This is a genomic window from Pseudomonas sp. GM33 (assembly GCF_000282295.1).
In the GTDB taxonomy this organism is placed as follows: Bacteria; Pseudomonadota; Gammaproteobacteria; order Pseudomonadales; family Pseudomonadaceae; genus Aquipseudomonas; species Aquipseudomonas laurylsulfatiphila.
The window spans coordinates 24,580-36,810 of sequence record NZ_AKJO01000152.1; the positions used below are offsets into that span (position 1 = coordinate 24,580).

Below are 12,231 nucleotides of genomic sequence, written 5' to 3' on the forward strand. Positions count from 1 at the left end.
ATCGTGGATAAAAAAAGGCCTTCCGAAGAAGGCCTTTTTCAATTTCAGCGGGCGGTCAACACGATGTCGACCCGGGTCAGCCATTGCGCTTCAATTTCAAAGTCGGCCTGGGTCAGCTGGTTTTCGTCCAGCCAGTTCTCCGGGAACACCACTTCCAGGTGGTTGCCGTGGGCGTTCAGTTCCACCTGGGGCATTTGCTGGGTGCCTCGGATGTGGTGGAACAGGATCGCAAAGCGCAGTAGCACGCACAGGCGGATCAGCTTGATACCGTCGTCGCCGAACTCGGCGAATTTGTCCTTGGGAATGTTGCGCCGGTGGCCGCGTACCAGCAGCGCGAGCATCAACTGGTCTTCGCGGGAGAACCCGGCGAGGTCCGAGTGCTCGATCAGGTAGGCGCCGTGCTTGTGGTACTGGTAGTGAGCAATGTCCAGGCCCACTTCATGGACCTTGGCCGCCCAGCCGAGCAGTTCGCGCCAGACGCCGTCTTCCAGGTCCCAGTCTTCGGCCACCTGGTCAAACGCGTGCAGCGCCTTGCGCTCGACACGTGCCGCCTGTTCCTGATCGACGTGGTAGCGCTCCATCAGCGAGGTGAGGGTGCGTTCGCGCACGTCCTCGTGATGATGGCGGCCCAACAGGTCATAGAGCACGCCTTCGCGCAGGGCGCCTTCGCAGTGATCCATGCGTTGCAGTTCGAGGGAGTCGAAGATCGCCTCGAGAATCGCCAGGCCCGCCGGGAAGATCGCCCGGCGATCCGGCTTGATACCTTCGAAGTCGATTTTTTCGACGTCGCCCAGCTTCATCAGTTTGCGCTTGAGCCAGGCCAGGCCTTCGGCGTTGACCTCGCCGGTGCCGTGGCCGCCAGCCTTCAGCGCCAGACCGATGGCTCGGATGGTGCCCGAGGAGCCGATGGCTTCATCCCAGGTCAGGCGGTGCAGGGCGTGCTCGATGCTCATGATCTCCAGCCGCGCCGCCGTGTACGCCTGGGCGTAGCGGGCCGGGGTGATCTTGCCGTCCTTGAAATAGCGCTGGGTGTAGCTGACGCAACCCATCTGCAGGCTTTCGCGCAGCAGGGGTTCGAAGCGCTGGCCAATGATGAATTCGGTGCTGCCGCCGCCGATGTCGGCCACCAGGCGCTTGCCCGGGGTGTCGGCGAGGGTGTGGGACACGCCGAGATAGATCAGGCGCGCCTCTTCTCGACCGGAAATGACTTCCACCGGGTGGCCGAGAATTTCTTCGGCGCGACGGATGAATTCGGCGCGGTTGCGGGCTTCACGCAAGGCGTTGGTGCCAACGATGCGCACGGCACCCGTGGGCATACCGTTGATCAGTTGGGCAAAGCGCTTGAGGCAATCGAGCCCGCGCTGCATGGATTCTTCGTTGAGATGGCGCTCTTCGTCGATGCCGGCGGCCAGCTGAACCTTCTCCCCGAGACGCTCGAGAATACGGATTTCGCCGTTCTGGGCCTTGGCCACGACCATGTGAAAGCTGTTGGAGCCCAGGTCGATTGCGGCGATCAGGGACAGATTCTTGGCTTGGGATTGCGGCATGGTCGGGGGTCTCGGTCGATAACCTCGACATCGTGCCACGATCAAAGGCTGCCGCCAACGCGTAGGTGACCGCTTTGCGGTCAATCGCGAGCAAGCTCGCTCCCACAGGGTTCCAGGTTGCCTCTAATCCCGCGACCGGCGCAGGCCCCATGTGGGAGCGAGCTTGCTCGCGATGACGGTATCGCTGGCGCTGAAGGTTTGTCAGACCGCCGCTTCAACCATCCCAATGAAGTTCGCCAGCTCCGCCGTCTGCGGATTGGCGAACAAAACTTTCGGATCCCCCACCTCATGCACCTTGCCCTGGTGCATGAACACCAACTTGTCCCCAACCTCCCGGGCGAAGCGCATTTCGTGGGTGACCATGATCAGTGTCATGCCTTCCCTGGCCAGTTGCCGGACCACGCTCAGCACTTCGTTGACCAGCTCCGGGTCCAGGGCCGAGGTGATTTCATCGCACAGCAACACTTTCGGAGACATCGCCAGGGCACGGGCAATCGCCACCCGCTGTTGCTGACCGCCGGACAGTCGATCCGGAAAGGCATCGAACTTTTCCCCCAGCCCGACCCGTTCCAGCATCTGTCGCGCCAGTTCGGCGGCCTTGGCCTTTGGCACCTTCTGCACCACTTGCGGCGCCAGCATGACGTTCTCACCCACGGTCAGGTGCGGGAACAGGTTGAACTGCTGGAACACCATACCGACTTTCTGTCGCAGGCTGCGCAGGTCGGCGCGGGCGGCGTCGAGGTATTCGCCGTCGACTTCGATCACACCATCGTTGATCGACTCCAGGCCGTTGAGGGTGCGCAGCAAGGTGGATTTGCCCGAGCCACTGCGGCCGATGATCGCCACCACTTGGCCTTCCTCGATGCTCAGGTCGATGCCTTTGAGCACATGATGGTCGCCGTAGTATTTATGCAGGGCGGAAATTCTAAGCAGAGGCATGCAGTCTCCTTTCCAGGTAGCGCGCACTGAGCGACAGGGGGTAGCAGAGCAGGAAGTAGCCGAGGGCGACGAGGCCGTAGACCATGAAGGGTTCGAAGGTCGCGTTGGCGAGCATGCCGCCGGTCTTGGTCAGTTCGGTGAAGCCGATGATCGAAGTGACGGCGGTGCCTTTGACCACTTGCACCGAGAAACCCACGGTCGGCGCCACGGCGATGCGCAACGCCTGGGGCAGGATCACATGGTGCAATTGTTCCAGCGGGTTCAGCGCCAGGCTCGCCGAGGCTTCCCACTGGCCGTTGGGGATCGATTCGACGCAACCACGCCAGATCTCCGCCAGGTAGGCGCTGGTGAACAGCGTCAGGGCAATCGCCGCCGCCATCCACGGCGAAATTTCCAGTCCGGCAAGGGCCACGCCGAAAAACACCAGGAACAGCTGCATCAGCAGCGGCGTACCCTGGAACAGTTCGATGTAGGTGCGGGCAAAGCTGCGCGGCAGGGATTTACTCGAGATGCGCATGACCATGATCAGCGAGCCGATCAGCCCGCCGCCAACGAACGCCACCAGCGACAGTGCCAGCGTCCATTGCAGGCCGGTGAGCAGGTTGCGCACGATGTCCCAGAAGGTGAAATCACTCATCGGCTGCTCCTTGCGATGAACCGTTGGCCGATCCAGTTCAGCAACTGGCGGATCAGCAGCGCCATGCACAGATAGAGCAAGGTCGTCAGGGCGTAGGTTTCAAAGGCGCGGAAGTTGCGCGACTGAATGAAGTTGGCAGCGAAGCTCAACTCTTCGGTAGCGATCTGCGAACACACCGCCGAGCCGAGCATGACGATGATGATCTGGCTGCTCAGGGCCGGCCAGACTTTACCCAGTGCCGGCAGCAGCACCACATGGCGGAACGCTTCGAAGCGCGTCATCGCCAACGCCGCCGCGGCCTCCAGTTGACCCCGGGGGATCGCCTGGATGCCGGCGCGGATGATCTCGGTCGAATAGGCGCCGAGGTTGATCACCATCGCCAGCACCGCCGCCTGCCATTCGGAAATCTGCACGCCCAAGGATGGCAAGCCGAAGAAGATGAAAAACAGCTGCACCAGGAAGGGCGTGTTGCGGATCAACTCGACGTAGACCGCGAAAATCCCCGCGAAAGGCCGGATGTTCCACGCCCGCACCAACGCCCCGACGATGCCCAGCCCTACGCCGAGTACCGCGCCGATGGCGGTCAGCTCAAGGGTGAACAACGCACCGCGCAGCAACAGATCGGTGTTGTTCACCACCGGCAAGAAGTCGAACTGATAAGCCATAACGTCTCTCCTGCGCGCGAGATCAGAGGTCGGCCGGCAGTGGTTCTTTCAGCCAGGTGAGGGCGTTTTTCTCCAGCGCTCCGTCGCTCTTGGCGGTCACGAGGATCTGGTTGACCTTGTCCAGCAGCGCCGGCTCGTTCTTGTTCACACCGACGTAGACCGGCGAATCCTTGAGCTTCACTTTCAGCGCCGGCACGCGTTTCGGGCTTTTCTCGCTGATCGCGACCATCACCACGTTGCCGCTGGCGATCAGGTCGACCTGGCCCGCCAGGTACGCGGCAATGGTCGAGTTGTTGTCTTCGAAGCGCTTGATGGTCACGCCTTCGGGGGCGACCTTGGTCAGCTCGATGTCTTCGATGGCGCCGCGGGTGACGCTGATGGTCTTGCCCTTGAGGTCGTCCAGGGTCTTGATGTCGGCGTCTGGCGGACCGAACACGGCGAGGTAGAACGGCGCATAGGCGCGGGAGAAGTCGATGACTTTTTCCCGCTCGGGGTTTTTGCCGAGGCTGGAGATCACCAGGTCGACCTTGCCGGTGGTCAGGAACGGGATGCGGTTGGTGCTGTTGACCGGAGTCAGTTCGAGTTTGACCTTGAGCTGGTCGGCCAGCAGTTTCGCGGTGTCGATGTCGAGGCCGCGGGGTTTCATGTCTGGCCCGACCGAGCCGAAGGGCGGGAAGTCCTGGGGCACGGCCACCTTGAGGACGCCGCGCTTGACCACCTCCTCCAGGCCGTCGGCGTGGGCGGGTGCCTGGGTCAGCATCAGGCTGGCAAACAGGGCGGCGAGGAGGGCGCTGAAACGCTGGGTCATGGCAAATCTCCAAATCGGCAAGAAGTGATTTCTGCCGATCGACAGAGCATGGGCCATGCCAACATAGGGTTTTGGGGGCGCCAGAGCGCGGTTTTGCTGGTGTCGGACGGTCTTACTGGTCTGAACAGTCAGGTTGTGTTTCGCACCCCGATGGCGCAGCCGGGAAAATCACCGAACCCCCATGGGGCACGACTTGCCGGGCGTCGCGAATAGCTTTACAACTGAGCGCACATTGGCCTGGCTCGTCTGGAAAACCATGAACTCGATCTCCCGCGCCGTACCCGAAGTGGCGTTGCAAGCCATCCGCAAACTGATTACCGAACAGGGCTTCGGGCCGGGGGATGCCTTGCCCTCGCAACGGGACCTGGCGGTACAGCTGGGCGTAAGCCGGGCTTCTTTGCGCGAGGCGCTGTCGTCCCTGAGTGCGCTGGGCGTCATCAGCATCCAGCCGGGCAAAGGCGTGTTCGTGCAGGCGCCGGTGGAGCTGCCGCGAGGCGAGGCCGCAGCGGGATGGCCGTTTGCGGCGCAGGCTTCGCCGCTGGATATCTTCCAGTTGCGCTACGCGCTGGAGGGGTTTGCCGCGGGGTTGGCGGCCGTGACCTTGAGCACCGAGGAGCTCGATGCGCTGGAGGACAATGTCGCCGCCATGCGCAACGAGCTCAAGGCCGCTGATTTCGAAGCGGCGGCGCGCCTGGACTTCGAATTCCACCGGCGCATCCTGCTGGCCAGCGGCAATCAGGCAATGTTGAGTATCCTCACCGCCAGCGCCGATATCTTCCTGGAAAGCCAGAAACTACCGTTCATCCGGGCCGAGCGGGCCATGGAAACCTGGCAGGAGCACCGCAAGATCCTTCGCGCGCTGGCTCGCCGAGCCTCTGGCGCCGCGCAAAAAGCCATGCACGAGCACGTGCGCAACGCGGCGTTGCGCACCGGAATCGCCTTCGTCGCTCCCGCCACGGCGTGACCCGGGCTATACCCAAACTCATGGAACACCATAGTGAGACTCAATCAACTGCACCTTCCTGAACGAGGGAAGGGCAGCTATGATGGGCCACGTTTTTTTTGCTTACAACCCTGGAGAATTCCATGAGCAGCGATCTTATCAAACACGTTAGCGACGCTAGCTTCGAGGCCGACGTACTCAAGGCTGAAGGCGCTGTACTGGTCGATTACTGGGCTGAGTGGTGCGGCCCTTGCAAAATGATCGCTCCTGTTCTGGACGAAATTGCCGAGACCTACAAAGGCAAGCTGACCGTCGCCAAACTGAACATCGACGAGAACCAGGAAACCCCGGCCAAGCATGGCGTGCGTGGTATCCCGACCCTGATGCTGTTCAAGAACGGCAACGTTGAAGCGACCAAGGTCGGCGCACTGTCGAAGTCGCAACTGGCTGCTTTCCTCGACGCCAACATCTAAGCGTCGCTGCAAAGTGTCCTGAAAAGCCCCGCAAATAGCGGGGCTTTTTGCGTATTCAGGGCTAGACGCTCCTAAACTCAGGTGGTACATTCGGCCCCGCACTGGTTTCTCCATTGCCCCCTGCTAGCCGTCGCCGACGCACTCCTTTTCGAATAAGTACGCGATCCTGTCGCCTTCTCTGCGGCGCGGCCTCATTAAGCCAAAAGCTTAATTTCCCCCCTCCATAAATGATTACGTCATTCCTATATGAATCTGACTGAACTCAAGCAAAAGCCGATTACCGAACTGCTCGAATTGGCCGAACAGATGGGCATAGAAAATATGGCCCGTTCGCGCAAGCAGGACGTGATTTTCTCCCTGCTCAAGAAGCACGCGAAAAGCGGTGAGGAAATCTCCGGTGATGGCGTGCTGGAGATTCTCCAGGACGGCTTCGGCTTCCTGCGCTCCGCTGACGCTTCCTATCTCGCCGGTCCAGACGATATCTACGTCTCGCCGAGCCAGATCCGTCGTTTCAACTTGCGCACCGGTGACACCATCGTTGGCAAGATCCGCCCTCCAAAGGAAGGCGAGCGTTATTTCGCGCTGCTCAAGGTCGACACGATCAACTTCGACCGTCCGGAAAACGCGAAAAACAAGATTCTCTTCGAGAACCTGACCCCGCTGTTCCCGACCGTGCGCATGAAGATGGAAGCCGGTAACGGTTCCACTGAAGACCTGACCGGTCGTGTCATCGACCTGTGCGCCCCGATCGGCAAAGGCCAGCGCGGTCTGATCGTTGCTCCGCCGAAAGCGGGCAAGACGATCATGCTGCAGAACATTGCCGCGAACATCGCGCGTAACAACCCTGAAGTTCACCTGATCGTGCTGCTGATCGACGAACGTCCGGAAGAAGTAACCGAAATGCAGCGCACTGTGCGTGGCGAAGTGGTTGCCTCGACGTTCGACGAGCCGCCAACCCGCCACGTGCAGGTTGCCGAAATGGTGATCGAGAAGGCCAAGCGCCTGGTCGAACACAAGAAAGACGTGGTGATCCTGCTCGACTCCATCACCCGTCTGGCCCGTGCCTACAACACCGTGATCCCGAGCTCCGGCAAGGTACTGACCGGTGGTGTCGATGCCCATGCCCTGGAGAAACCGAAACGTTTCTTCGGCGCCGCGCGGAACATCGAAGAAGGCGGCTCGTTGACCATCATCGCCACCGCGCTGGTTGAAACCGGCTCGAAGATGGACGAAGTGATTTACGAGGAATTCAAAGGCACCGGCAACATGGAGCTGCCTCTGGATCGCCGCATCGCTGAAAAGCGCGTGTTCCCGGCCATCAACATCAACCGTTCCGGCACCCGCCGCGAAGAGTTGCTGACCGCCGACGACGAGCTGCAGCGCATGTGGATCCTGCGCAAGCTGCTGCATCCGATGGATGAAGTGGCTGCCATCGAGTTCCTGGTCGACAAGCTGAAAACGACCAAGACCAACGACGAATTCTTCCTGTCGATGAAGCGCAAGTAACATCGCCCGTTGAGTTCAAGAAAATGGCGCCCCGTGGGGCGCCATTTTTTTTGCTGGCACTTTTTTGTCCTGGTCATGGGAGGTTTTGGATCGGCCAGGGTCAGTTGGTTAGCAGTTCAACCAGCCGCGTTTGCAGTCGTCTTCGGAATTGATGTTCAAGCGCGCTGAATTCGAAGATCCGACTGGTTTAATGTTTATGAGCACATTGGCTTATCGAAGGGATATCGACGGCTTGCGCGCAGTAGCGGTGATCGCTGTCGTGCTGTTTCATTTTGGCGTTCCGGGGTTTACCGGCGGCTTTGTCGGCGTGGACGTGTTTTTCGTGATTTCCGGTTACCTGATCACCTCGATCATCTGGAGTCAGCGCCAGGCCGGGCAATTCAGCTTCGTCGATTTCTGGGCCCGGCGTGCGCGGCGGATTTTGCCGGCGTTGTTCGCGATGATCATCGCGGTGTTGGCGATCGGCTGGTTTTTGCTGGCACCGAAGGATTACGAGGAACTGGGGCGATCGGTGCGTTACCAGGTGATCTTCGTGTCAAACATCCTGTTCATGCGCCAGGATGGCTATTTCGATGTCGCCTCTGATCTCAAGCCCCTGCTGCACACCTGGTCGCTGGCGGTGGAGGAACAGTTTTACATCGTCTTCCCGCTGTTGCTGACGTTGCTGTCGAGTCGCCTGAAACATTGGCGACTGACGCTGTTCGGTCTGTTACTGCTGTCCTTTGGCTTGAGTGTCTGGGCCGTTCATCACCATCCGGAAAAAGCCTTCTTCCTGCTGCCAATGCGTGCCTGGGAGCTGTTGGCAGGGGCGATGCTTGCGGTAGTGCCCAGGCATGGGTGGCGTCTGAAGCCGATGGTGGCGCAGTTTCTGAGTCTGCTCGGCATGGCCCTGATCCTGCTGGCCGTGTTCGGCTACGACAAAACCACCGCCTTTCCTGGAGCGGCGGCGTTGCTGCCAACCCTCGGCGTGGTCGCGCTGATTTTTGCCAACGGTCATCGCCAGACGTGGGTTGGTCAGTTTTTGAGCAGTCGGCTGATGGTCGCTCTCGGGCTGATCTCTTATTCCTGGTACCTGTGGCATTGGCCGGTGTTTGTGTTTTCCAGCTACGCCAGTATCGGTGAGTCGGGGGCGTTCGACATTGCCGGGCTGATCCTGCTCAGCCTGGTGTTGGGCTACCTCTCGTGGCGGTTCGTCGAGACGCCTTTGCGTGACCGTCGCTTGCTGGCCGGGCGTCGGCAGATTTTGCTCGCCGGGGCCTGCGGCATCCTGGTGCTCGGGCTGGTCGGACAGGCTCTGCGCTGGACCGACGGATTGCCGTGGCGCCTGTCCCATCAGGCTCTGCAATACGCCAAGGGTCGCGAATGGCGGCCGGAGCTGATGGCCTGCCTGGCGGACGACAAGACGCCGGATGACAAATTGTTCTGCCATTACGGTGCACAAAACCGTCCAGCCCGGGCGCTGGTTTGGGGTGACAGCCACGCCACGGCGTTGATTCCGGTGTTCGAGGACGGTGCCAAGGCGCATGGCGTCAGCGTGGTCCTGGCGAGTTCTCCGGGATGTGTGCCAGTCGAGGGCCTGGAGCACGACGCGCGTTGTGCCCGATTCAATCACAGGATTGAACAGGCCTTGATACCCCAGGCCGTTAGCGATGTGGTGTTGGTCGCGCACTGGAGCCTGTACCTCTATGGCGACGGCAGAGGTGATCTGGGTCACGCTCTGAAAAGCGCTGACGGGCATTACGATCGTACCGGCGCCGAACAACGTCTGGCCGATGGCTTGCGTGCGCGAGTCGGGCAATTGCGTGCCGGCGGGCATCGGGTCTGGCTGGTAAAAGAGGTGCCGTTGCAGGCCTTCAGTCCACCGTATCGACTCACCCGTCTGGCAATGCTGGACCGTCCGGTCGACGATGTCGGGCTGGCGCTCGCAGAGCACCACAAGCGCCAGGCATTCATCAGTCAATTGTTCGCACAACTGGCGCAGGACCCGGCGGTACAGGTGGTGGATCCGGCGCCAAGGCTATGTGATGCGAGCGGCCTGTGCCGCGCCGAACGTGGCGGCTACTCGTTGTACACCGATGACAATCACCTCTCGGAAGTCGGTGCGCGTTGGGTGGCGCCGATCCTCGAACCGCTGTTTGTCAGTCTGCAAGCCAAGGCAAACCCGGGGAAGCGGCAGGTGAATGCATCCAGATGAGCAGCGATAAGCTGCCAGCGGCCGGCAGAGCAGGTAGGATGTACGCCTATTTTTCGGGTGCCATCATCAATGAAATTCAAGGATCTTCGGGATTTCGTGCAGCAGCTTGAGCAGCGCGGAGAGTTGAAACGCATCCAGATCCCCGTCTCTCCAGTGTTGGAGATGACGGAGGTGTGTGATCGCACGCTACGGGCCAAAGGCCCGGCGTTGTTGTTCGAAAAACCGACAGGCTATGACATCCCGGTGCTCGGCAACCTGTTCGGCACTCCCGAGCGGGTCGCCATGGGCATGGGCGCCGAATCGGTCAGCGAGCTGCGCGAGATCGGCAAGCTGCTGGCGTTCCTCAAGGAGCCCGAGCCGCCCAAAGGCCTGAAGGATGCCTGGTCCAAGCTGCCGATTTTCCGCAAGATCATTTCGATGGCGCCGAAAGTCGTCAAGGACGCGGTGTGTCAGGAAGTGGTCATCGAAGGCGACGACGTCGACCTGGCCATGTTGCCGGTGCAGACCTGTTGGCCGGGCGATGTCGGTCCGCTGATCACCTGGGGCCTGACCGTCACCAAAGGCCCGAACAAGGATCGCCAGAACCTCGGCATCTATCGTCAGCAAGTGATCGGTCGCAACAAGGTCATCATGCGCTGGCTGAGCCACCGTGGCGGCGCGCTGGACTTCCGCGAGTGGTGCGAGAAGCATCCCGGCCAGCCGTTCCCGGTATCGGTCGCATTGGGCGCAGACCCGGCGACCATCCTCGGCGCCGTGACCCCGGTGCCCGACAGCCTTTCCGAATACGCTTTCGCCGGCCTGCTGCGCGGTAACCGCACCGAGCTGGTGAAATGCCGCGGCAACGACCTGCAAGTGCCGGCCACCGCCGAAATCATCCTTGAAGGCGTGATCCATCCGGGCGAGATGGCCGATGAAGGCCCGTACGGCGACCACACCGGTTACTACAACGAAGTCGACAGCTTCCCGGTGTTCACCGTCGAGCGCATCACCCACCGGATCAAGCCGATCTACCACAGTACCTACACCGGCCGTCCGCCGGATGAGCCGGCGATCCTCGGCGTCGCGCTGAACGAAGTGTTCGTGCCGATCCTGCAGAAGCAGTTCCCGGAGATCACCGATTTCTACCTGCCACCCGAAGGTTGCTCGTACCGCATGGCCGTCGTGACCATGAAAAAGTCGTACCCGGGCCATGCCAAGCGGGTAATGCTGGGTGTCTGGTCGTTTTTGCGACAGTTCATGTACACCAAGTTCGTTATCGTCACCGACGACGATATCAACGCCCGGGACTGGAACGACGTGATCTGGGCCATCACCACGCGCATGGACCCCAAGCGCGACACGGTGATGATCGACAACACGCCGATCGACTACCTGGACTTCGCTTCGCCAGTGTCCGGCCTGGGGTCGAAAATGGGCCTTGATGCCACGCATAAATGGCCGGGCGAAACCACCCGTGAGTGGGGCCGTGTCATCGTCAAGGACGATGCGGTGACCCAGCGGATCGATGCCATCTGGAATCAGTTAGGAATAGATTGATGCGTGTAACCTTGCAGCCCTCCGGAGCAGTGCTTGAGATATTGCCCGGCGAGCGGATTCTCGATGGCGCGCGACGACTGGGCTACGAATGCCCGCAAAGTTGCCGCAACGGCAATTGCCACGTGTGCGCGGCGCTGCTGGTGGAAGGTCGGGTCGAGCAGGCCGGCAATGTGCGTGATCATGGCGAGTTCTACACTTGCATAGCGGAGCCGCTGGAAGACTGCATCGTGCTGTGGGATGGCGTGCTCGCCTTGGGAGAACTGCCAGTGCGCAGCGTGTCGTGTCAGGTCATTGAGTGCAAGGACGTGGGCGGCGACACCTGGCGCGTGCGTCTGCGGGCTCCGGCCGGCAAACCGCCGCGTTATCACGCCGGGCAGTACCTGATGATCGAACGCGAGAACGGCGAAAAGTCCGCCTTCTCCCTCGCCTCGGCACCGCATGCGGGACGCGACCTGGAAATCCACGTACTGGCGCGCGAATCCAGTGCGCTGAGCCTGATCGACCAGCTCCAGCGCAACAGCATGGTGCGGGTCGAGTTGCCGTTTGGCGATACCCACCTCGAGGAGTTGCCGGACGGCCCTCTCGTGCTGATCGCCGCCGGCACCGGCATGGGCCAGATCCACGGCCTGATCGAACATTGCCGGGCCACGGGTTTCAAGCATCCGGTGCATTTGTATTGGGGCGTGCGTCGTCCAGAGGACTTTTATCAAGTCGAGCATTGGAACGAATGGCTGAAATTGCCCAACCTGTTCCTGCACAAGGTCGTCAGCGACCAATGCGGTTGGGAAGGGCGTTGCGGCATGTTGCATGAAGCAGTCTGTGAAGATTTCCCGGACCTCAAGCCGCTGCATGTGTACGCCAGTGGCTCGCCGGCCATGGTCTACGGCACGCTGGATGCACTGGTAGAGGCGGGAATGGACGCCCATCAGATGCGCGCCGACGTGTTTGCCTACGCACCTAGATCCTGATGCTACACCCTCCCG

At 61.0% G+C, this 12,231-nt stretch carries 11 protein-coding genes; 6 read left to right on the forward strand and 5 right to left on the reverse strand.

Features of this window, described 5'->3' with window-relative positions; all coding sequences use genetic code 11:
- Positions 1–44: 44 nt before the first annotated feature.
- The 5 genes from ppx to PMI26_RS04640 form a co-directional block, all read right to left on the reverse strand.
- The gene (gene ppx / locus PMI26_RS04660; RefSeq protein ID WP_007978868.1) at positions 45–1,547 is read right to left on the reverse strand and encodes an exopolyphosphatase; all 1,503 of its coding nucleotides are present in this window, start codon (positions 1,545–1,547) and stop codon (positions 45–47) included.
- A 201-nt stretch (positions 1,548–1,748) separates the two neighbouring features.
- On the reverse strand, positions 1,749–2,486 hold the full coding sequence (locus PMI26_RS04655) for an amino acid ABC transporter ATP-binding protein (protein ID WP_007978870.1): 738 nt from the start codon (positions 2,484–2,486) through the stop codon (positions 1,749–1,751).
- Positions 2,473–3,123: an amino acid ABC transporter permease gene (locus PMI26_RS04650; protein ID WP_007978872.1), complete on the reverse strand. Its 651-nt coding sequence runs from the start codon at positions 3,121–3,123 to the stop codon at positions 2,473–2,475. Before PMI26_RS04650 ends, PMI26_RS04655 begins: the two co-directional genes overlap by 14 nt.
- Positions 3,120–3,788, reverse strand: coding sequence for an amino acid ABC transporter permease (locus PMI26_RS04645; RefSeq protein WP_007978873.1), 669 nt, complete (start codon positions 3,786–3,788; stop codon positions 3,120–3,122). The genes PMI26_RS04650 and PMI26_RS04645 overlap by 4 nt, the downstream gene beginning before the upstream one ends.
- A 22-nt stretch (positions 3,789–3,810) precedes the next feature.
- Positions 3,811–4,596: a transporter substrate-binding domain-containing protein gene (locus PMI26_RS04640; protein WP_007978876.1), complete on the reverse strand. Its 786-nt coding sequence runs from the start codon at positions 4,594–4,596 to the stop codon at positions 3,811–3,813.
- Between the two features lie 256 nt (positions 4,597–4,852).
- Here PMI26_RS04640 and PMI26_RS04635 point away from each other — a divergent pair, with 256 nt between their 5' ends.
- From PMI26_RS04635 to PMI26_RS04610, 6 genes are all read left to right on the forward strand, one after another.
- Entirely contained in the window at positions 4,853–5,560 is a 708-nt protein-coding gene (locus PMI26_RS04635; protein ID WP_007978878.1) for a FadR/GntR family transcriptional regulator, read from the forward strand.
- Between the two features lie 122 nt (positions 5,561–5,682).
- Positions 5,683–6,012, forward strand: a complete 330-nt coding sequence (gene trxA / locus PMI26_RS04630) for a thioredoxin TrxA (RefSeq protein ID WP_003206727.1) — start codon at positions 5,683–5,685, stop codon at positions 6,010–6,012.
- A 246-nt stretch (positions 6,013–6,258) separates the two neighbouring features.
- Complete coding sequence (gene rho / locus PMI26_RS04625; protein ID WP_003206716.1) at positions 6,259–7,518, forward strand: transcription termination factor Rho; 1,260 nt, start codon at positions 6,259–6,261, stop codon at positions 7,516–7,518.
- 196 nt (positions 7,519–7,714) lie between these two features.
- Positions 7,715–9,712 (forward strand): acyltransferase family protein, encoded by a 1,998-nt coding sequence (locus PMI26_RS04620; protein ID WP_033048278.1) that lies wholly within the window; start codon positions 7,715–7,717, stop codon positions 9,710–9,712.
- A 69-nt stretch (positions 9,713–9,781) separates the two neighbouring features.
- Positions 9,782–11,248: a 4-hydroxy-3-polyprenylbenzoate decarboxylase gene (gene ubiD, locus PMI26_RS04615; protein ID WP_003229330.1), complete on the forward strand. Its 1,467-nt coding sequence runs from the start codon at positions 9,782–9,784 to the stop codon at positions 11,246–11,248.
- Entirely contained in the window at positions 11,248–12,216 is a 969-nt protein-coding gene (locus PMI26_RS04610; protein ID WP_007978884.1) for a CDP-6-deoxy-delta-3,4-glucoseen reductase, read from the forward strand. The genes ubiD and PMI26_RS04610 overlap by 1 nt, the downstream gene beginning before the upstream one ends.
- Positions 12,217–12,231: the final 15 nt, after the last annotated feature.